12 protein-coding genes are annotated in these 19,095 nt (G+C 43.7%); 10 read left to right on the forward strand and 2 right to left on the reverse strand.

Translation table 11 applies throughout. The annotated features are described in order from the left end of the window. Positions 1 to 124: 124 nt before the first annotated feature. The gene (locus NLZ44_RS17790) at positions 125 to 382 is read right to left on the reverse strand and encodes a hypothetical protein (protein ID WP_493750634.1); all 258 of its coding nucleotides are present in this window, start codon (positions 380 to 382) and stop codon (positions 125 to 127) included. A gap of 317 nt (positions 383 to 699) precedes the next feature. Here NLZ44_RS17790 and NLZ44_RS17795 point away from each other — a divergent pair, with 317 nt between their 5' ends. The 3 genes from NLZ44_RS17795 (at position 700) to NLZ44_RS17805 (ending at position 8,896) form a co-directional block, all read left to right on the forward strand. Further along, positions 700 to 6,558, forward strand: a complete 5,859-nt coding sequence (locus NLZ44_RS17795; RefSeq protein ID WP_493750635.1) for a glycoside hydrolase family 99-like domain-containing protein — start codon at positions 700 to 702, stop codon at positions 6,556 to 6,558. A gap of 70 nt (positions 6,559 to 6,628) precedes the next feature. Then, a complete protein-coding gene (locus NLZ44_RS17800) occupies positions 6,629 to 7,471 on the forward strand; it encodes a class I SAM-dependent methyltransferase (protein ID WP_493750636.1) in 843 nt (280 codons plus the stop codon). A gap of 183 nt (positions 7,472 to 7,654) precedes the next feature. Next, positions 7,655 to 8,896, forward strand: a complete 1,242-nt coding sequence (locus tag NLZ44_RS17805) for a methyltransferase domain-containing protein (protein ID WP_493750637.1) — start codon at positions 7,655 to 7,657, stop codon at positions 8,894 to 8,896. 224 nt (positions 8,897 to 9,120) lie between these two features. On the opposite strand, the gene NLZ44_RS17810 is transcribed toward NLZ44_RS17805, so the two are convergent. Beyond that, on the reverse strand, positions 9,121 to 10,686 hold the full coding sequence (locus NLZ44_RS17810) for a methyltransferase domain-containing protein (RefSeq protein WP_493750638.1): 1,566 nt from the start codon (positions 10,684 to 10,686) through the stop codon (positions 9,121 to 9,123). Between the two features lie 155 nt (positions 10,687 to 10,841). Here NLZ44_RS17810 and NLZ44_RS17815 point away from each other — a divergent pair, with 155 nt between their 5' ends. From NLZ44_RS17815 to NLZ44_RS17845, 7 genes are all read left to right on the forward strand, one after another. Continuing rightward, positions 10,842 to 13,754, forward strand: a complete 2,913-nt coding sequence (locus NLZ44_RS17815) for a tetratricopeptide repeat protein (protein ID WP_493750639.1) — start codon at positions 10,842 to 10,844, stop codon at positions 13,752 to 13,754. A gap of 118 nt (positions 13,755 to 13,872) precedes the next feature. Further along, positions 13,873 to 14,862: a UDP-N-acetylglucosamine 4,6-dehydratase (inverting) gene (pseB, locus tag NLZ44_RS17820; RefSeq protein ID WP_493750640.1), complete on the forward strand. Its 990-nt coding sequence runs from the start codon at positions 13,873 to 13,875 to the stop codon at positions 14,860 to 14,862. Next, complete coding sequence (pseC, locus tag NLZ44_RS17825) at positions 14,820 to 16,025, forward strand: UDP-4-amino-4,6-dideoxy-N-acetyl-beta-L-altrosamine transaminase (protein ID WP_493750641.1); 1,206 nt, start codon at positions 14,820 to 14,822, stop codon at positions 16,023 to 16,025. The genes pseB and pseC overlap by 43 nt, the downstream gene beginning before the upstream one ends. 106 nt (positions 16,026 to 16,131) lie before the next feature. Continuing rightward, complete coding sequence (locus tag NLZ44_RS17830; RefSeq protein ID WP_493750642.1) at positions 16,132 to 16,770, forward strand: pseudaminic acid biosynthesis-associated methylase; 639 nt, start codon at positions 16,132 to 16,134, stop codon at positions 16,768 to 16,770. 7 nt (positions 16,771 to 16,777) lie between these two features. Continuing rightward, positions 16,778 to 17,479 (forward strand): pseudaminic acid cytidylyltransferase, encoded by a 702-nt coding sequence (gene pseF / locus NLZ44_RS17835; protein ID WP_493750643.1) that lies wholly within the window; start codon positions 16,778 to 16,780, stop codon positions 17,477 to 17,479. After that, positions 17,472 to 18,146, forward strand: a complete 675-nt coding sequence (locus NLZ44_RS17840) for a PIG-L deacetylase family protein (RefSeq protein ID WP_493750644.1) — start codon at positions 17,472 to 17,474, stop codon at positions 18,144 to 18,146. Before pseF ends, NLZ44_RS17840 begins: the two co-directional genes overlap by 8 nt. Beyond that, a complete protein-coding gene (locus tag NLZ44_RS17845) occupies positions 18,143 to 19,078 on the forward strand; it encodes a methyltransferase domain-containing protein (protein ID WP_493750645.1) in 936 nt (311 codons plus the stop codon). The genes NLZ44_RS17840 and NLZ44_RS17845 overlap by 4 nt, the downstream gene beginning before the upstream one ends. Positions 19,079 to 19,095 lie beyond the last annotated feature (17 nt).

A 19,095-nucleotide genomic window follows, 5' to 3' on the forward strand; every position in this document is an offset into this window, starting at 1 on the left:
GCTATATAAACCCGCCCCGGTTTTTTTGAAAAAACCCCGTTTCCAGAAACAAGCGATCGCTTTCCCCAACCACCCAGGGGTCACATATTCCTGTAGGGGCGGGTTCAACAGCCTATATTATTCTTCACCAGCAGCTATATAAACCCGCCCCCGTTTTTTGAAAAAACCGGGTTTCTCGAAGTTTCCAGAAACAAGCGATCGCCTTTCCCAACCACCCAGGGGTCACATATTCCTGTAGGGGCGGGTTCAACAGCCTATATTCTTCTTCACCAGCAGCTATATAAACCCGCCCCGGTTTTTTGAAAAAACCCCGTTTCCAGAAACAAGCGATCGCCTTTCCCAACCACCCAGGGGTCACATATTCCTGTAGGGGCGGGTTCAACAGCCTATATTCTTCTTCACCAGCAGCTATATAAACCCGCCCCGGTTTTTTTGAAAAAACCCCGTTTCCAGAAACAAGCGATCGCTTTCCCCAACCACCCAGGGGTCACATATTCCTGTAGGGGCGGGTTCAACAGCCTATATTCTTCTTCACCAGCAGCTATATAAACCCGCCCCCGTTTTTTGAAAAAACCCCGTTTCCAGAAACAAGCGATCGCCTTTCCAAACCTCGCCTAAAATCATCTGTAAATTTCTTGCCAATCGCCAAACCCTATGATATAATGGCAGATGGTTTGGTAATTAATTTCGTGTCCCCCTATGACCAGCACTGCCGATAACTCTAGCCTCGAAACAGCCAATCAACTCCTCCAACAAGGGAAAATTCAAGAGGCCGTAGCTGAGTATCGCCGGGGTATTGAGTTAACGCCAGACCTCTCCTGGCATCACTACTATTTGGGAGAGGCTCTCACTCAGTTGGAGGACTGGGAAGGGGCTGTGTCCGCATATCGACAAGCTATTTCTCTCGGTTCCAATTATCTCTGCTACTATCGCCTCGGTGTCGCTTTGGTCAAGTTGGAACGTTGGGATGACGCTATAGAAGTATTAAATCAGGGCCTGGAATTAAAGCCTGATTATTATAAGTTTTATTTGCCCTTGGGTCAAGCTTTGGTTCACCAACAGCATTGGGAACCCGCTATGGAAGCCTATCGGAAAGCGGTAGCTTTGAAGCCGGGGGTGGCAGAATTTAACTTACAGTTGGGCTACCTGTTGCGCCGTCACGGACGATTTCAGGAGGCTGCGGGTTATTTGCAGCGTGCGGTGGATTTTCAGGGTGATGACCCCCAATTGCAGTTGGCTTTGGGCGTGGCTTTGGTGGAGGGGGGAACAGACCTCGACCGGGCGGAGGGTTGTTTGCGGCGGAGTCTGGAGTTGCAACCAGACCAGGGGGAAGCCTATTTTTATCTGGGGAAATTGTGCCAGGGACGAGACCAGCTTCAGGACGCTTTGGGGTTCTATCGTCGCTGTGGGGAGTTGAGTCCGGGGGTTGACTCTGGCTTGGCTGTGGCTGCGGTTTTGGAGAAGTTGGGGCGCCCGACGGAGGCGGTAGACCAGTATCGCCAAGTGGTCCTGGAGTTTGGGGAGTGCGGTCCGGCTTCCTTGGGTTTGGGACGGGCTTTGGCCGAGTTGGAACGTCCCGTTGAAGCGGTGGTGGAGTGGCGACGGGCGGTGAAATTGGGGGTGGAAGCGCCGGAGGTGCATCGGCTTTTGGCTGAGACTTTGGTGGAGTTGGGTCGCTGGTCAGAGGTGGTCGAGCATTGGAAGTGGCTGCTGGAGCGCTATCCGGGGGCGGCTCATTGGCGGCGGCGGTTGGCTTTGGCTTTGATGGGATTGGGTCGCTGGACAGAAGCTGCCGCCCAATGGGGAGAATATTGGCGGGTGGCTCCGGGGTCGGGTCGGTGTCGGGTGGTGGATTTTCGACCCCAGAAGAAGACTCATGGGGAAATTGACCACAGTCAGGAGTTGAGTATTACGGGGGATTTGACCGTCGAGTTTTGGCTGTATTTGAGAGATTGGCCGAAGAGTTGGACGGATATTATTGCTAAGAAGGAAAGTGTTGAGCGCAATGAGTTCTGTTTTCTGCTCAAGAATGGTCGGGCGGGGAAATGGTATTATGGCGGTGGGGAAGAGCTTGAGAACCCCGTGAGTTTGGTTCCCCAAGAGGATATGAGGCTGCATGAGTGGGTTCATGTGGCTTGCGTGCGGAAGGTGGGGGAGTATGGGCGCATTTATTTTAATGGGGTTCTCCGGCGAGAGGCGGATTGGAGCGGGGAGTCGGAGGCGGCGGGGACTGAGGCTCCGGTGCGGTTGATGGTTCATTCTAATGGGAAGCGGTTTCACGATGGCAAGTTGTCCGAGGTGCGCCTGCGGAATCGGGCTCTGAGTGGGGATGAGATTCGCGAGGGAATGTGTGAAGGTCTGACGGGGGAAGAACCGGGGCTGGTGGGGCTTTGGCATGGGGATGAGTCGGACGAGGGGGTTTTGGTGGATGCCGTGGGTCATCATCACGGCAGATTGGTAATGGCAGCGGATGCTGGGAAGGAGCGTCCTCGGGTGGGGGTGTGCGGTTGGGAGTTGTCCCATAATGCTGCGGGACGTGCCTATACTTTGGCGCAGTTGTATGGGGGTTTTGCTGAGGTGGAGTTGATTGGCTGTCTGTTTCCTAAGTACGGGGGGCAGGTGTGGGAGCCGATTCGGGGGGGCGAGATTCGTTGTCATACGATACGGGTTGAGGATGAGGGACGGTTTATTGAGCAGGCTTTGGGTCTGGTTTGGGCGCATCCCTATGAAGTGGTGCATTTGTCGAAGCCTCGGATGCCGAATATTATTTTGGGGCTTTTGTATAAGCTGGTCTGGGGTGCGCGGGTGATTGTGGATATTGATGATGAGGAGTTGATTTTTGTTAGGGCATCAGAACCTGTGGATTTGCGGGAGTTGTTGGAGTCTGGGGAAGGTTTGCCAAAATGGAAGCATTTGCAGGGTAAGGAGTGGACTCGCATCGCAGTGGGTTTGGTGCGGGAGTTTGATGGGGTGACGGTCTCGAATCGGGCTTTGCAGGAGCGTTATGGCGGGGTGGTGATTCGTCATGCACGGGATGAGGCGAGGTTTGTGCCTTCGGCTGACCTGAAGCGCCGCAGTCGGGAACGCTTTGGTATTGCTCAGGATAAAAAGGTGGTGCTGTTTTTTGGTACGCCAAGGAAGCATAAGGGTTTGGTGACCACGGCTCGTGCTTTGGCGAGTTTGGGGCGCAAGGATGTCGTATTTGCGATTATTGGGGATTTCGAGGATGGGAAGTTAAAAGAGGAGTTACAGGGTATCCCTGGGGTGGACTATGTGTTTGTGGGGAATCAGCCGTTTGAGTCTATCCCGGATGTGGTGGCGGTGGGTGATATTTGTGTCCTGTTGCAGGATGCGGACTTTCGGGTGTCGCAGTTCCAAATTCCGGCGAAGTTGTCGGATGCTTTGGGAATGGGGTTGGTGGTGCTGTTGTCGGAAACGGCGGCGGTGGCTGATGTGATTGAGTCGGGGGCTGTGGTTCCGGTGGCTGAGGGGGATTTGCCTGCGGTTTTGGGTCGGGTATTATCAGATGAGGCGGAATGCGATAAACTCCGGGTTCGCGGTCGGGAGTTATTGGCCGCGGAGTTTGGGTTTGGGGTGAATGAGCCTCGGTTGGCGGAGGTTATGGATGGGGTTCGCGGCGGGGTTGGGGTGCTCTCGGATGAGTTGAATTTGTTATTGGCGGGGTTCCCTGCTGTTGGGTCGGTTTGGGAACACTGGGGAGAGGGTGTATTAGAAACTCGGAGATTGCGCCCGGTGGGTCAGGGAGTTTCTATTATTGTCCTCAGTTGGAATGGGGCGGGTTTGCTACGGCGGCTTCTGTCTAGTTTTTTTGCCACCAATACTTATTTTCCGGTTGAGCTGATTATTATTGACCACGGTTCGGAAGATAACACGGCTGAGGTGGTTCGTCAGCAGGCTGTTAAGGGGGATGTTCGTTATATTAACCGAGGTGCTAATTTTTCCTTTTCCGATTCTTGTAATTATGGGGCGGGTTTGGCGAAGTATCCTTATTTGCTGTTTCTGAATAATGATATTGTTTTTAGTTCAGATGTGTTGCCTTTGGCGGTGAGTCGGTTGGATGATGCCACCATTGGGGCGGTGGGGGTGCGTTTGGATGATGAGCCTTCGTCGTTACCGAAAGGAAAAAAACCGGGGGTACACCATACGGGTATTGAGTTTGTTTGGAACGAAAAGCGAGGTTATTTCCAGCCGGAACAAATTCGCCATGGGAGTCTGAAGGATTATTTGGCGACTGCTACGGCTGAGGGTGATTTCTTTCCGGCGGTGACTGGGGCGTTTTTGTTGTGTCGGAAGGGTGATTTTGAAAGGGTCGGCGGCTTTTCTCTGGATTATGATTATGGTTTGGAGGATATTGATTTTTGTTTGCGTTTGGGGCGGGATTTACAGAAGAAGTGTTACTGCATTAATCAGGTCAGTTTGCAGCACCCAGAGGGGGCGACTCGCCAGAAGGGAAATCAGCCACAGCGTCGTGAGGTTAGGGAGAATAACCATCGTTTATTTAAGGAAAGGTGGTACGAGTACACCGATGTTATCAGGAAATTAGCTGATTTGCAAGTAAGTCAAAAGACCAGCCCCCAATATTCTGGAGCAATTGATCGTAATCAGGTATTTAATCTACTTCAGCATGATATGACTTCTGAAGTTCAAAGGAAAAATTTTCGTATCCCAGGAATAAGCGATAAATTTAAGGAAATAATTCCCAAAATCAATTTTCAGGAGATTCAAGAGGAATTTATTGCTTACACTCATGGAAGCCCCATAGATAGTGTTATCAAACTAATTGCACACTATTTACCACAATTTCATCCTTTTCCTGAGAATGATGAATGGTGGGGCAAAGGATTTACGGAATGGACAAATGTTGGCAAATCAAAACCATGTTATAGAGGGCATCATCAGCCACATTGTCCAATCCATTTTGGTTATTATGATCTTCGTGTACCTACAGTCTTGGAAGAGCAGGCGAACTTGGCGAAAGAATACGGCATTTATGGTTTTAATTTTTACTTCTATTGGTTTGCTGGAAAAATATTAATGGAAATGCCTTTGAAATCATTTATAGAAAATAAAAAAATTGATCTAAAGTTTTGCTTGACTTGGGCTAATGAGAATTGGACAAGAAGATGGGATGGTCAGGAAGATGATATACTTATGGCACAAGAACACTCAGACAATGATTCCCTCGATTTCATCAGACATCTTATACAATATTTTAAGGATGATAGGTATATTAAAATAGATGGAAAACCTTTGCTTATTATCTATAGAGCTAGGATTATACCTAATATTAAGGAAGTTGCCAAACTGTGGCGACAAGAGGTTGAACTGCATGAATTTCCTGGATTATACTTGGTGTCAGCACAAACTTTCGGCATACGTGATCCTAGAGAGTTTGGCTTTGACGCATCAGTGGAGTTTCCACCACATACTGTATCTAGTCCCGAGATTAATAATTTACTTCCCGATCTACTGCATGACTTTAGTGGACGAATTTACTCCTATGATGAAGTTGTTAACAATGAGGTCAGAAAAACTAATCCTGATTACAAGCTATTCAGATCTGCAATGCTTTCATGGGATAATACCGCCAGAAAGGGGAAATCATCTCATATTTTCGATGGATTTACGTTAACGCGATACATACAGTGGCTTCGATCATTATGTTTTAGTACAATCAATAACAAAAATCTGTCTAGCGAAGAAAGTTTTGTATTCATCAATGCCTGGAATGAGTGGGCAGAAGGCACTCACCTGGAACCTGACAACTTATACGGCTATGGATATCTTGAGGCGACTCGGAGAGTAGTCAATGACTTTGATGCTTCAATCATCAGGAAGTTGTCTAATCAGAAACTACAGAAAAATCACGATTATGCCTTAATAGTACATATTCATTACTTTGATTTATGGGAAGAAATCAGGGAAATATTGAAAAATATAAATGGTTTCGATATATATGTCACTGCCACTTCATCAGCTTTAGCCGCTCAAATAAAATGTGATGTTGATTCATCATTTGTGATTTTTGTTGAAAATAGAGGTCGTGATATTCTTCCTTTTATCGAAGTTCTACGCTTGACACACGCTTTGGGTTATGAAGTATGTTGTAAAATTCACTCTAAAAGGAGTGTATATAGAGCAGATGGTCATAAAATTCGTCACGAACTATTTAGTTCATTATTGCCACCAAATACGAATATAGTAAGTGATTTTTGCAGTCGCTTTCATAAAAATGATAAACTCGGTCTGGTTGTACCCAAAAAATATTTGATTCCTCATAAAGATCACAATATGCTATATAATCAGGCAATCGTCGAAAGTTTGTGCAAAAAGATGGAAATCCAATTTAATCGGAGTTATTTTCCCGCCGGCTCAATGTTTTGGTTTCGTCCGAGAGCCCTGTCTAGACTTTTGATTCTTGGAGCTTCGGATTTTGACGTTGAGTCAGGGCTTTGTGATGGCACAACTGCCCATGCAGTAGAGAGATTGTTTTGTACAGCTTCTCATTGTATAGGATACAATACTGATGCAATATAGACTCAGCAAGTTGGTTTTGATTTAACTTGCAGCACTTTATAACTCAGCGTACACAAAGGAGGAATGTTCAATGTCAACGATTGAAGATTTTAGACAATTTTCAGATAGTGAGTGGCTCAATCTTTTGATTGAAAGCGTGAAACAGGAGACAGTTCAAGGCTTACATTTTCCGAAATTTCCTCCTGATTCAATTCAAGCTCAGTTTGTTGGATCTTCTGGTGAGAATTCGCTACGTGAAGCCTATAGATTCTATGATTTCTTTAAGAACGAGGCAACCAAGGCTGGCGCAATAATTAACAAAAATTCTACCATACTAGATTTTGGCACCGGTTGGGGTAGGTTCTTGCGTTTTTTCTGGAAAGACGTTAGTGAAAATGGTCTTCATGGTGTAGATATTGATCCTTCCATTATTGAACTGTGTAGATCTCTTGGAGTACCGGGAAATCTACAAACCATCGACCCTCTTGGTTCACTTCCATATTCTGATTCCAGTCTTGATTTCATTCTTGCTTATTCCGTATTTACTCATCTACCTGAAAACGTACATCTACACTGGATGCAGGAATTTAAGCGAGTTGTGCGTTCTGGAGGTATTGTTGCTATTACTATAGAGCCTAGACGCTTCCTTGAGTTTGTAGCTGGGTTAAAAAATCAGACACCTGAAAATGCCTGGCACTCGGGATTACAGAAGTTTTCTGATTACGCAGAACAGGCAATTCCTTTATATGATTCTGGAGATCTTGTCTATCTTCCAACAGGCGGAGGTGCATTTAGAGAACCAAATGTTTATGGTGATGCGGTTTGCCCGGTTAGTTTTTTGGAAAAAAATTGGATGCCAGAATTTTCTGTTCGTAGCTATATAGATGACCCCAAACAATTCTGGCAAGCAGCGGTTATTCTCAAACGAACTTGAGTTGACAAAGTAAATGACACTAATTTGAGTCGATTGATTTTCACATTGAAACTAACAAAATCATATCATACCCAAGCCAGGAACCAACTTGATAGAATACTTTATTAGGTATTTGGGACTGTTTCTATTTTCTGAATAAGAAACTTGGGATTATGATCCATACATATACAATCTAATAAGGCTATGTTCACAATCATAAGAAAAATTATCAATCCTGCTCCAGTTTTTAATGATGTAATATTCGGATACAATATTGAAAATCCTTATCAAGAATATTTAACTGGTGTCTCAAAAGTTTTCTTGATAGGCTGGGTATTACCAAAGCATGATAAAAAAGCAGAGATTGTAATCGAAGGTAATAGTATCAGCCAGACTTTCCCATGCAACGTTCAAAGAGACGACGTTACAAAGAAAATTTTGGGTCAAATCCTTCCCAATATTAAATGTGGTTTTCATATTGAGTGGAATCACATAGGAATATTTAATATATCTTTTGTTGTTGAAGACGAAAAGATGTTAGTAGCGGAGATTGAAATTACCTCATGTAGAGAAATAGAAATCGTCAGTCAGGAGTTATATAGAATAGAAAATTCCATTAGGGATTATACTTCACGAGATCAATTATTTGAAGAACTCCGCTGCTGTCTTGGCTTAGATGATTTCGGAATGCTTCTTTGGTCAATGCCAAATGCAGCCTACCCCAAAATGTCCAAGATTCTTCCCAAAATGGCAACCAATGAAGTACAGTTACAATGGACAGGAAGTTCAGGAACAGATTTACTCAAACAAACCACTTCTTTCGTTCGCTCAGTCGCTCATAACTTTTGTAAATTTTCTGGAAATACTTTAGATAATAAATCAATTTTAGATTTTGGTTGCGGATATGGGCGCATTGCTCGTTTAATGTATTATTTCACCAATTCTGATAACTTGTTTGGGGTTGACCCTTGGGACAGGTCGATAGAGATATGTCGCTCGGATGGACTTGAGAGAAATTTCTTGTTATCCGATGATCTTCCGGTGGATCTTCCAACGGGTTCGAGGAAATTTTCTCTTATTTACGCATTTTCTGTATTTACACATCTTTGTGAGCGGGCAACTGTTAGATCAATTGAAACACTGCTTCAACATTTAGAATCAAGCGGACTTTTGGTTATAACAATTAGGCCTGTTGAATACTGGAATATGGACCAAAATTCTCGACAGCTTGGTGTGGTTGACCAACAAACGTCGTTGCACAAACAAAATGGATTCTCTTTTTTACCTCATTCTCGGCCCGAGGTTAATCGGGACATTACCTATGGTGATACATCAATGAGTTTGGATTGGCTCAAAGTAACATTCCCAAATGCAGAAATTGTAGGAATTGATAGATCCCTGGACGATCCTTTCCAAGTTTATGTTTTTATTCGGAGCTTGAATTAGGTAAAAAAAGAAAGGCTTTCTCGTATCTTTACTACATTAACCTTACTTAAAGTCAAACAACTAGAGCCATGTTCAAAGTAACCCCAAAAATTCTCAATTACTTTAAAGCTTTTCAAAAAACTTATTTGGATACCATCTTGAAAATCCTAATCAAAAATATTTAGTGGTGCTGTGGAAGTTATGATGCAAGTAGAGCTAATCCCTTGGATATAAGGCTGGAAAAATCAACTATCGCTGCTTATCTGCGCTCCATGAAACTGAATTTTGCTCAGTGGAACGCAGCTTTTATCTGCACAAACTGCTTGTATCAGCAACTCTCCCTGAGTCACAAGTTCACCAATGTTAACGATGGTCTCAAATCCGCTCATATCGGCATCAGGTACATGGGAATAAGCCTCAGCCACATCTATACGGCGAAAATCTACGAAAGTCTGTTTAACAACTACATGGTTATGGATGATTTCTATAACTTCCACTTTTGATTTTTTTCCTAACACCCAACCTTTCAACATAAGTTCAACTGTATTGCTGGTGTTGACTTGTGCAGCTTGCTCCAGATTAAATCCCCAAAGTGCTTCGGGGTCATCTTGTGAACATGAAATTATTGTTGTATTTATCGTGTATTTGTTAGTTTCTGACCATTGATTGTTTTTTGGGGCAGAACCATGATTGAATAAATCATCCTTTCTATCTAAATAGAGAGAATCTAAAACAATATCTTTAGTAATCGCATAATTATTCGAGCATACTGCAATAAAGTATACTGGGTTGTAGAGAGGGAAAAATTGCTTTGAAATCAACTGACTATCACCAGAATAACAGTTAAAACTTTGAAGATTAGATTCGTGTAGTGAGTATATAAAAGAGCCGGTAGCCATTCTTTGTCCATAAATTTTAGTACAACTAAAATATTTATTTAGTAGCTCAGTAAATTCATCGTAATACAGTTCTTTTACATGAAAATGATTACGATAATTAGGAAAATCTGAATAAACCAAGCGATTTGGGGAAGAAATAATTAATATTCCATCATTTTTGATAACCCTTTTTATTTCCTTCATCATTTCTTCATGCTTATCGTGATGCTCTATTGTCTCAAATGAAACAACAACATCTATAGATTCGCTTACTAAAGGAATTGAATCACATCCGCCAACCAAAAACTTTAAATTAGATTGATATTGATATTTTTGTTGGGCAAATTCAATGGAGGATATATCAATATCAACACCGACTACCGAACTTGCTGTTTGCGACAAGATAGCTGAACCGTAACCTTCTCCAGAAGCTATATCTAAAACAGACTTCCCACGCACTATTTCCAAACAAAGTCCATACCTATGTAAATGTTCATACCTAATTTGACCTTGAATATGTGGAACATATCTTTCACCGGTAAATTTCATATCAAGGTTATCTTTGAGATCTGAATAAACCAGCTTATTCATTTTTTTACTATAATTTGATAGGTTGGGATTTAGATGAATTGCTTTTTGATAGTATTCATAGTATTCACTGGATGATGAAAATTTATTATATGTCAATAAAACTTCACTTAGACGATAATAAGACAAAGCAGAATTGGGATTTAATTCAATAGATTTTTTAAATGATAAAATTGCTTCATCAAACAACCCTTTTTTTGCGAGCCCATCTCCTAATTCATAATACAGAATATAGGAACAAGAACCACTCAACTTTATTGCTTGACGATACTTCACGATCGCCTCATCCAACTTCCCAGACCGTTTCAACTGATTCGCCTGCTTCAGTAACTCACCCGCACTCATTCCTTGACTACTCCTCATAACTAACTTCCCAATCCACACCCACCCCTGACACACACCAGTATCATATCACGATACTTACCCAAATTGACAAATTTCTATGGCTGTGGTAGAATGGGGGCTGTTTCGGCATTGCTTTAGTCTGGGGAGTCAGCCAATTGGTCAACGATTTAGTTAGGGGTAATCAACTGCTGCGGAGCGGTAAGCTAGAAGAGGCGGTGGATGCTTTCCGGAAAGCGATCGCACTTCATCCCCATTTCCATTGGTCTCACTACAAGCTGGGGGAATCGCTGGGAGCTTTGGGTCGGTGGGAAGAAGCTGTAGATGCTTACAAGAAGGCAGTTAAATACAATCCTGACCTCTATTGGGCTTACCACAAACTAGGAGAAACACTTAACAAATTAGGTTGTTGGGAAGAGGCCGTCAGATGCTTCCGTAAGGCTATAGATTTCAATCCCAAAGCAGTTGAACCCAACCCAGACTTATATTGGGCTTACCAAAAACTAGGGGAGACACTGCACCATTTATGGCGTTTTGAGGAAGCCGTCACAGCCTTCCGCCAAGCCATAGCTGTCAACCCAACTGCTAAATGGTCATATTTTCACCTGGCAGAGGTTTTAGCCCAGCAGGATGAGTGGTCGGAAGCGATCGCATCTTACCAGAAAGCGATCGCACTCGACCTCACCGATCCCCAAGTCTTCTGGGGATTAGGGAGAGCCCTGGAAGCCCTCAAACGTTGGGATGAAGCCATAGCCACCTATCAGAAAACCATAGAACTCAATGCCAATCAATATCAATCATATCAGTATTTAGGAAACCTGCTGCTGAGACAAAGACAGTGGACAGGAGCCGTAGCCGCCCATGAAAAAGCAGTACAGTTAAACCCTAAATCTTCTGAGTCCCAGCAGAATTTGGGTAGAGCCTTGTATTATTTAGGTAAGTCCTTAGCAGAGCAAAACCTATGGTCAGAAGCCGTTGACAAGTATAGACAAGCCCTAGATTTAGGTTTTAACCAAGGACCCGTATATTACCATTTAGGTAAAGGATTGATCCAGTTAGGGTGCTATAGGGAAGCGGTTGTTAAGTTGAAGCAAGGCTTGGAATTTAATCCTCTGTTCCTAGAGTGGGAACAAGAGTTAGAATATGCCCTCAACCAGTTAGGGAGAAGTCTGGCAACCGAAAGCACAGATATTTGGAGGACCCAGGCGAGTCAGCCGGATATCAAAAAACTGAATCAATTGCTAATTGGTTCTAATTTAGAGTCCCCCAATAATCTGGATCAAAGCTATGATAATCAAGTTATCGGAATTTGGGGATGGGTTTTACCGAAAGATCATGATGTGCGTAGCGTCAAGATTATAGCCAAGTCAGCATCATATGAACGAGAGGAATTGCTATCAGTTAAAAGGGTTGATGTCATCCGCAAAAAACTTAATGCTGAACCCGAAGAACATCCTCAACTATTTTGTGGGTTTAATTTTAGAGTGGAAACCGCAGACAAAATAGAACTATACATTAGCATAGAAGGCGATAGGTATCATTGGAAGACAATTAGAACCTGTCTAGTACCTTTTTCTTATGAGGTGATAGCTAGAATTAAACAAACATGGCGCAACTATATCACTAATAATCTTCAGGATATCTCTGATTCTGATGCTGAAGTATTACAAAGTCTTCCTACCGGAGCAATTGAGAGATGCATCTCTGGAAAACCAGAAGTAGCTAACCGCTGTAGTATTGAATTAGCGATTAATTATTTAGACTTGAGTGATGACGAGAGAAGTTATTTAGAAAAGTTCTTAGATTTTACGCGTTCTCCAAAGTTTTGTGCTGACTTAGTGGAATCAGCTTTAACTAAAGGTTTTTGTCAAATACCTAATCCGTTTGGAGAAGGTTATGCAGTATGTAGAGAAAGTTATTATGATAGGAAACGCGGCGATCTAACATTGTTAAGGTTCATCAGTCCTAGCGGAGAATCTTGTTTTATTATGCAATGGGTCAAGTCTGCCGATGCTATATATTTTCCACAAAGAAACTTGTGTTATTTTGACTGTTATTTCAACCTAGTACTGAATAATGGTGTACTCAACAACTTAATTAGAAATTTTATAAACAACCTTAGTTATGCAGTTAACTCGGATAGGAATAAATTTGGAGGTATAACATCTAGCTTTAGTAGACCTTCACATTTTTACCATGATATATGTTTAGGACTATACCAGCTCCATAAAAAAGGTTTACTGACTCAAGTTCCGTCTGTATTTAAATATAGATTAGGAAATTTTTTCTTGATATCCAGCCTATTTAATTTTGATAAAAATCGAGAATTTTTTATAGAAAATCTTAATGTTCTTAGTGATAAGTGCCGTGGGAATCATGAATTTTATGTACATATAGGCACTTATGGAATGACAAGTAAAAATCGACCGGATAAAGAAAAATTGAGCGAAATGATTGTATCGACTGCTGCCGAACTGGTTGATGATGCCACAGATAAGGAAGTTCGGCAGGCTAGGGAGTGCTACCCATTACTGTGGTTTGGGGTGACAAGTCAAAGTCAAAAGCGTGCATGGGTTGAACAAGTTGAAGGAGGGGCTAAAATTATTACTGAGTTAGCTAAGATATATCCGAATATCGGGGTTGTCTTTGACGGTTGGACTGCTCCTTTAAACCCAACTCCATACGATGTTAGTGAAGCGGCAAAAGACCAGGCTGTGGTTGATGAAATTGTGCAGTTATTGCCCCCCTCGGTAAAAACTTTCACCGTGGTTGGTTCCACTACCGTTAGGAAGCTGGCTTTTGCGACAGTGATAGATGTTTTTATAGCCCAAGGGCAGACAGGTTCAAATCATGTAAGCCGCTTTGCGAAAAAGCCTGGTGTCTTACATGATAACAATTATAGTCGCTTAGGGGCAGCTCGAAACTGTCTTCGCTATAACGAAGTCACTGTTCCCAGCAATCAGGTTGTGGATATACCTAATACTGGTCCGACTGGCGACAATAACTACAGCATCAACCCTGATGTTATACTCAATCTAGTTAAGGAAATACTCACCCAATCTAATCTATGAAACTACTCGACTGCATCCTCCGTGCCAACATCTACTACATCGATAAATTTAATGAGTTTCTCGACTTAGATAAAGGCTATTGTTAACTCATCAACCATTGTTGAAAACCCAGACAATTATGTTCCAAAACCAATCAATCCTGATTACAGGTGGCACAGGTTCCTTCGGTAAACAGTGCGTAGAAACCCTACTCAAACACCACCAACCCCGCAAACTCATTGTCTATTCCAGAGATGAACTCAAGCAATATGAGATGGCGCAAAAATTTAACTCTCCCATTATGCGCTATTTCATTGGGGATGTCCGGGATGAAAAGCGTTTGTCCCTGGCTATGCGAGAAGTGGATTATGTCATTCATGCCGCTGCCCTCAAGCACATTCCAGCCGCTGAGTATAACCCGATGGAGTGCATTAAGACTAACATTAATGGGGCTGATCATGTGATTAATGCCGCCCTAGAGTCGGGGGTTAAAAAAGTCATTGCCCTATCCACCGACAAAGCCGTTAACCCCATTAACCTCTATGGCGCAACTAAATTAGCGGCCGATAAATTGTTTGTAGCCGCTAATAATATAGTTGGCGATCGCCCAACTCGTTTTTCCGTTGTGCGCTATGGTAATGTTTTAGGGTCAAGGGGTTCCGTTGTTCCCTTTTTCCAGAAATTAATTCTAGAGGGAGCCACGGAGATTCCAATTACAGACCCACGGATGACTCGCTTTTGGATTACCCTGAACCAAGGCATCGATTTTGTCCTCAAGAATTTTGCCCGAATGCAGGGAGGAGAGATTTTTGTCCCCAAAATTCCCTCCATGAAAATGACCGACATGGCGGAAGCTCTGGCACCGGGTGTCCCCCAGAAAGTTGTCGGAATTAGACCGGGTGAAAAACTACACGAGGTCATGTGTCCCATTGAGTCTTCCCACTTAACTCTGGAATTTGATGACCATTATGTGATTAAGCCCACCATTGAATATTCCTACAAGGTAGACTACAGCACTAATGCTTTGGGTGAGCAGGGAGTTCCTGTCGCTGAAGGGTTTGTTTATAGTTCCGATGTGAATGAGGAATGGTTGACGGCTACCCAGTTGTTGGAGATGCTCAAGCCATGAATCAGTTTATCCCCTATGGTCGTCAAGATATATCTCAAGCAGATATCGATGCTGTCGTCGAAGTCTTGCGGTCTGACTGGATTACTCAAGGTCCGGCTATCGACAGGTTTGAGCAATTAGTCGCCAACTATTGTGGAGCCAAGTATGGGGTGGCGGTTTCCAGTGCGACAGCCGCTTTACATATCGCCTGTTTGGCAGCGGAGTTGGGGAGCGGAGATAGCCTCTGGACTTCTCCGAATACTTTTGTGGCATCGGCGAACTGTGGGTTGTACTGTGGGGCAAAAGTGGATTTTGTAGATATTGACTCCCAGACTTACAACCTCAGTACAGAAGAGTTGGAGCGCAAACTGGCTGTGGCGGAGCCAGTGGGAGAATTGCCCAAGGTGGTGGTTCCAGTGCATCTGGCGGGACAGTCTTGCGATATGGAATCCATTGGTGCTTTGGCACGTCGCTACGGTTTTACGGTGATTGAGGATGCTTCCCATGCCATTGGAGCGCGATATCAAGGGAAGCCAGTGGGTTGCTGTACTTATTCCGATATGGCGGTTTTTAGCTTTCATCCCGTGAAAATTATCACCACGGGAGAAGGGGGAATGGTGGTGACAAACCGTGAGGATTTGTATGAAAAGCTCATCCGACTGCGGACTCATGGGATTACTCGCCGCGAGGATTTGATGACCGAGGCTTCTCACGGACTCTGGTATTATCAACAGTTAGAGTTGGGGTTCAATTATCGGATGACGGATATTCAGGCGGCGTTGGGAGCCAGCCAGATGCAGCGTTTAGATAAGTTTGTGACTCGTCGGCGAGAGTTGGCTCGTCGTTATGATGAGTTACTCCAAGGATTGCCCCTAAGATTGCCCCAGCAACATCCGGATACGGAGTCCAGTTGGCATCTATATGTAATTCGCTTGGAAACTGGGAAAATTCGGAAAAGCCACCGAGCCGTATTTGAAGCGCTACGGGATGCGCGGATTGGGGTAAACTTACATTATATCCCGGTTCATACTCAGCCCTATTATCAACAGTTGGGTTTTGCTTGGGGTGATTTTCCGGAGGCAGAGCAGTATTATGGTGAGGCAATCAGTTTGCCATTGTACTACGGGTTAACGGAGGCAGATCAAGATAGGGTGGTAGAAGCATTGCAGGAACTTATTCAATGAAAATAAAAATCAAGAAAAACAACTGGAGAGGTGTACGCAGCTACAATAGTTTCCTAATTTTAGGATGTAAATTTTTGGTAAAATATTCAAAAGTTGAGGTGACATTATGAATGAAATTCAATCAAAAACATTTGAAACTGAACAAGAAAATTTCTGGGCTGGTGAGTTTGGTTCTAACTACATTGACCGCAATATAGGAGAGAAGCTACTTGGAGCCAACCTCGGCTTTTTTTCTCATGCATTAAAATCGGCAAAAAAAATAGAATCCTGCCTTGAGTTGGGAGCCAATGTCGGCATGAACCTACAAGCTCTTAAACTTTTGTTTCCGGACATGAATCAATATGGGGTTGAAATCAATCCTCGTGCCGCAGACAAATTGGCAGAAGTCATTGGCAATCATAATGTTTTTCGAGGGTCTATACTTGAATTCTCATCAGCCGAGACATTTGAACTTATATTGATTAAAGGAGTTTTGATCCATATCAATCCAAAAATGCTGGGAGCCGTGTATCAAAAACTTTATGATTACACGAAAAAATATATTTTAATATGTGAGTATTATAACCCCACTCCTGTTGAAGTCAACTATCGCGGACACGACGAAAAATTATTTAAGCGAGATTTTGCGGGTGAAATGCTCAATAATTTTACAGATTTGACCCTTCTCGATTATGGTTTTGTTTATCATCGAGATCCGGTATTTCCACAAGATGATATGACTTGGTTTTTATTGCGTAAGGGGTGATCTGAATTTGAAAATAGCAATTATTCCTGCACGCGGTGGCAGCAAGCGGATTCCTCGGAAAAACTTGAGAAATTTTTACGGAAAACCCGCGATCGCCCACGCCATCCAAACTGCCCAAAGCTGTGGACTATTCGATTCTATCATCGTTTCCACCGAGGACAGTGAAATCGCGGAAGTATCTCGCCAGTGGGGGGCAAAAGTTCCTTTTGTGCGGCCGTCGGAACTTACTAATGATTTTATCGGGATTACAGAAGTGATCGCCCATGCAACACAATGGGCAATGCATGAAGGTTGGAAACTGGAAGCCGTTTGCTGTATTTATGCAACCGCACTATTTTTGCAAGCCGATGACTTGCAACGAGGATGGGAGAGTTTAAACTCGGGAAATTGGTTATATGCTTTTTCAGTGACCGATTTTCCATCTCCCATTTTTCGGTCTTTTCATCAAAACTCGGAGGGGGGGGTTGAGATGTTCTTCCCTGAACACTTCAACAAGCGATCGCAAGATCTCCCGGTTGCCCTCCACGATGCAGGTCAGTTTTGCTGGGGTCGTCCACAAGCCTGGTTAGAACACAAACGCATTTTTGACCGTTGGTCAACTCCCGTGATGATTCCGCGCTGGCGAGTTCAGGATATTGACACTGAGGAAGATTGGCAGCAAGCTGAGTTATTGTGGGAGGCGATCGTTGCCCGACAGAAGAATGCCTGAGAAAGTTCTAATCATCGCCGCCCATCCCGATGATGAAGTCCTCGGGTGTGGCGGAACCATCGCTCGATTTGCCCAACAAGGTTCAAAGGCTCACGTCATCTTTCTTGCCGACGGCGTTGCCGCCCGAGATGGCATGGATTCCGAAGCTCTCCAACGACGCCAAAAAGCAGCCAGGGAAGCTGCCAACTGCTTGGGCATCCACTCGGTTAGTTTTGGCGAGTTTCCTGACAATCGTCTGGATACCGTCGAACTACTCGCAATTGTCAAAACGGTAGAGGCTGCGATTTTAAAGTATCAGCCCGATACGGTTTTGACCCACCACGCGGGAGATGTCAACATTGACCATCAGCGTGTCCATCAAGCCGTTGTCACAGCCTGCCGTCCTCAGCCCGGACATCCTGTGCGAACCTTGCTATTCTTTGAAGTCCCCTCCAGTACCGAGTGGCAACCCCCCGGTTCGGCTCCCGCCTTTGTTCCCAACTGGTTTGTGGATATTTCTGATACTTTAGATTGTAAAATGCAGGCATTAAATGCCTATGCTGAAGAACTCCGAAATTTTCCTCATCCCCGTTCCCGGCGGGCGATTGAAGCCTTGGCTCGCTGGCGAGGGGCAACGGTAGGGGTCGAGGTAGCCGAGGCATTTATCCTAGGGAGATATGTACAATGAGTAATGCAGAAAATCACGAGTTATTAAGAAAAATTATTCGACAAATGAGACGGGCTTATCAATCGGGTGAGAATGCTATGGAGTGTGCCAGACAAATTCTTAAAACATCCGATAATTCTTTGATGGCAACCCTGATATCCTATGATTTGCAAGCAGGTTCATATGTTTCGGTTGCCAAACAAAATCCAGACACTAATAATATCTGGTGTCGGCAAATTTCCCGTATTGTTGACCCATTAATTGAAGGCAAAAAAAAATATACCTTGTTGGAAGTTGGTTGTGGGGAAGCGACAACCTTAAGAGGTGTCATTGAAAGTCTTTCTCATGCCCCACAATTTGCTCTGGGTTTTGATTTAAGTTGGTCAAGAATAGTCCACGGTTTGGCTTATCTGTCGGAGCGACAAATAAAGGCATCTTTATTTGTTGCTGATTTGTTTAAAATACCTCTGGAGGATGAGAGTATTGATATCGTTTACACTTCTCATTCCTTAGAACCTAATGGTGGTAGAGAGAAGGCAGCAATTCAAGAGTTACTCAGAGTCGCTCGCCATGCAGTTGTGTTAATTGAGCCAATTTATGAGTTGGCTTCTCCAGAAGCTCAGGAGCGTATGCGTTACCACGGTTATATTCGAGGACTCAAAGATGTGGCTACCCAATTGGGTGCTGTAGTGGCGGACTACAAGTTACTGGATTTTACACTCAATCCTCTTAATCCCAGTGGATTGTTAATTCTTGAGAAATGTAAGAATTTTAATTCTACTGTCCAAATCCCCTGGTCTTGTCCTTTAACTCATACCAAACTAGAAGATGTCGGCGATGTTTTTGAGTCCAAGGAAACCGGTTTAGTTTATCCAGTATTGAGAGGTATTCCCATGTTGAGTCCTTCACACGCAATTGTTGCATCAGGAATTACTGACGGTACAATCATTTAATTGTTGATCTAGTTTTA

The sequence above is a fragment of the Arthrospira sp. PCC 9901 genome (genome assembly GCF_059013425.1).

What these genes read in the sequence shown, in the direction of transcription:
- NLZ44_RS17795 (WP_493750635.1), top strand. Translation starts at nt 700, where the DNA reads ATGACCAGCACTGCCGATAACTCTAGCCTCGAAACAGCCAATCAACTC.
- pseB (WP_493750640.1), top strand. Translation starts at nt 13,873, where the DNA reads ATGTTCCAAAACCAATCAATCCTGATTACAGGTGGCACAGGTTCCTTC.
- NLZ44_RS17810 (WP_493750638.1), bottom strand. Translation starts at nt 10,686, where the DNA reads ATGAGTGCGGGTGAGTTACTGAAGCAGGCGAATCAGTTGAAACGGTCT.
- NLZ44_RS17840 (WP_493750644.1), top strand. Translation starts at nt 17,472, where the DNA reads ATGCCTGAGAAAGTTCTAATCATCGCCGCCCATCCCGATGATGAAGTC.
- NLZ44_RS17830 (WP_493750642.1), top strand. Translation starts at nt 16,132, where the DNA reads ATGAATGAAATTCAATCAAAAACATTTGAAACTGAACAAGAAAATTTC.
- NLZ44_RS17805 (WP_493750637.1), top strand. Translation starts at nt 7,655, where the DNA reads ATGTTCACAATCATAAGAAAAATTATCAATCCTGCTCCAGTTTTTAAT.
- pseC (WP_493750641.1), top strand. Translation starts at nt 14,820, where the DNA reads ATGGTTGACGGCTACCCAGTTGTTGGAGATGCTCAAGCCATGAATCAG.
- NLZ44_RS17800 (WP_493750636.1), top strand. Translation starts at nt 6,629, where the DNA reads ATGTCAACGATTGAAGATTTTAGACAATTTTCAGATAGTGAGTGGCTC.
- NLZ44_RS17845 (WP_493750645.1), top strand. Translation starts at nt 18,143, where the DNA reads ATGAGTAATGCAGAAAATCACGAGTTATTAAGAAAAATTATTCGACAA.